Origin of the sequence: Desulfonatronospira sp. MSAO_Bac3, from assembly GCF_003838035.1 — a bacterium.
Lineage (GTDB): Bacteria > Desulfobacterota > Desulfovibrionia > Desulfovibrionales > Desulfonatronovibrionaceae > Desulfonatronospira > Desulfonatronospira thiodismutans.
In genome coordinates, this window is the sequence record NZ_QYZY01000236.1 from 1 (window position 1) to 1268 (window position 1268).

At 53.6% G+C, this 1268-nt stretch carries 4 protein-coding genes; all 4 read right to left on the reverse strand.

Annotated elements, in window-relative coordinates; translation table 11 throughout:
• On the reverse strand, window positions 1-160 hold a 160-nt coding region (locus tag D5S03_RS13790; protein WP_353745152.1), incomplete at its 3' end, for a PAS domain-containing protein.
• A 5-nt stretch (window positions 161-165) separates the two neighbouring features.
• A complete protein-coding gene (locus D5S03_RS08195; protein WP_287043404.1) occupies window positions 166-570 on the reverse strand; it encodes a YdbL family probable chaperone protein in 405 nt (134 codons plus the stop codon).
• 30 nt (window positions 571-600) lie between these two features.
• A complete protein-coding gene (locus D5S03_RS08200; protein ID WP_287043405.1) occupies window positions 601-825 on the reverse strand; it encodes a hypothetical protein in 225 nt (74 codons plus the stop codon).
• 60 nt (window positions 826-885) lie between these two features.
• On the reverse strand, window positions 886-1268 hold a 383-nt coding region (locus tag D5S03_RS08205), incomplete at its 5' end, for a hypothetical protein (RefSeq protein WP_287043407.1).

Sequence of the window (1268 nt, forward strand, 5' to 3'; positions counted from 1 at the left end):
AAAACATCTGCATGGCCCGCTGGTTCAGCTCCAGGATGCGGCCTTTTCGGTCATGGATGAACAGGGCCTCGTTCACTCCGTGAAAGATCTGGAACAGGTCTTCCTGCCCGGGCAGGCCTGATCCATCCCTGCAGGAACTTTTATATTCCTTGCTGCTCATGATGGTTAGTTCTTGAAATCCTTTTTGCGTACCCAGTTGCGGTTCTGGTCCTGGACATAATGGTTGTCATCAGCCAGGCGATACATGCGGATGCGGTTCTGCAGGGCCACTTCCTGCACTGATGTATCCGTATCCGCGGCGATTATCTGGTAAAGCTCTCTGCGGTCGTAATTTTCCGAGTCCACCAGGTCCTGCACCCGGGAGGGAGCGCCTTGATCCACTACAGCCACCATTCCGTTCCAGGCCTCGCCCACCAGGCCCTGGTCCTTGGCCTGCACCAGGCTGGAATGGCGGTCCTTCATGCTCTGCACCACCTCATCCTTGCTCCTGTTCTGGGCCCAGACTGCGGAACTTCCCAACAAAAAAGCCAGCAAAAAAACTAAAAGCACTGTCCAGATTCTATTCTGCATGGTATTCACCTCGTGGTTTCTGATTAGAAGCTATTGCAACTGTCTGAGTTCTTCCTCGGAAAAAATATCCTCCATGCCGCCCTGAAAGGCCAGGGCATCATCCAGGGCCTTCTGCACCTTGAGGTTGATGTCCACTGTAACGTGAATGGGCGCGATTTCCACCTTGTGGGTGGTGTCCGCAGTCACATGGTGCCTTGTACATGATGCCAGCAAAAGAACCAGCACTGCCAGTAAACACAGAATCTTCTTGTCCATGATTCACTCCGTCTTTTGGGTAACAGTTCAAAACACTGATAAACGGGTCAAAGGTCGGGGTCAAAAATCCAGCCAGTCGTCCAGCGCCCTCCTGGCGGCGTCTTCTCCGGTGATTCCCAGATCCAGGGCATGGTTCAAAGTATCTTCCAGGCCACTGACATTGAGCACCAGGCTGCCCACACGCTGGGGAGGATCTCCGTGCACTCCCTGTCCGCGGATCTCTATGCGCGCCCGGACATCATCCTCCAGGGGTATAATATTCAGGGTAAAAAAATCATACTCGAAATCTCTGAGAGCCTCTTCCAGCCTTTCGCTCAGGAGGGAGAGGTACTCCTGCCCGGCCAGGCTCTGGCGCACATACATAAGCAGGGTATCCATGAGCTCTTCATCTTTTATGCCCAGCCTGCCGGTTCCAGGAAGGGAATATATGTATCCGTCCCCAA

Bases quoted from the DNA above. Each gene is read 5' to 3' on its own strand.
- D5S03_RS08195 (WP_287043404.1), bottom strand. From the start codon at position 570: ATGCAGAATAGAATCTGGACAGTGCTTTTAGTTTTTTTGCTGGCTTTT.
- D5S03_RS08200 (WP_287043405.1), bottom strand. From the start codon at position 825: ATGGACAAGAAGATTCTGTGTTTACTGGCAGTGCTGGTTCTTTTGCTG.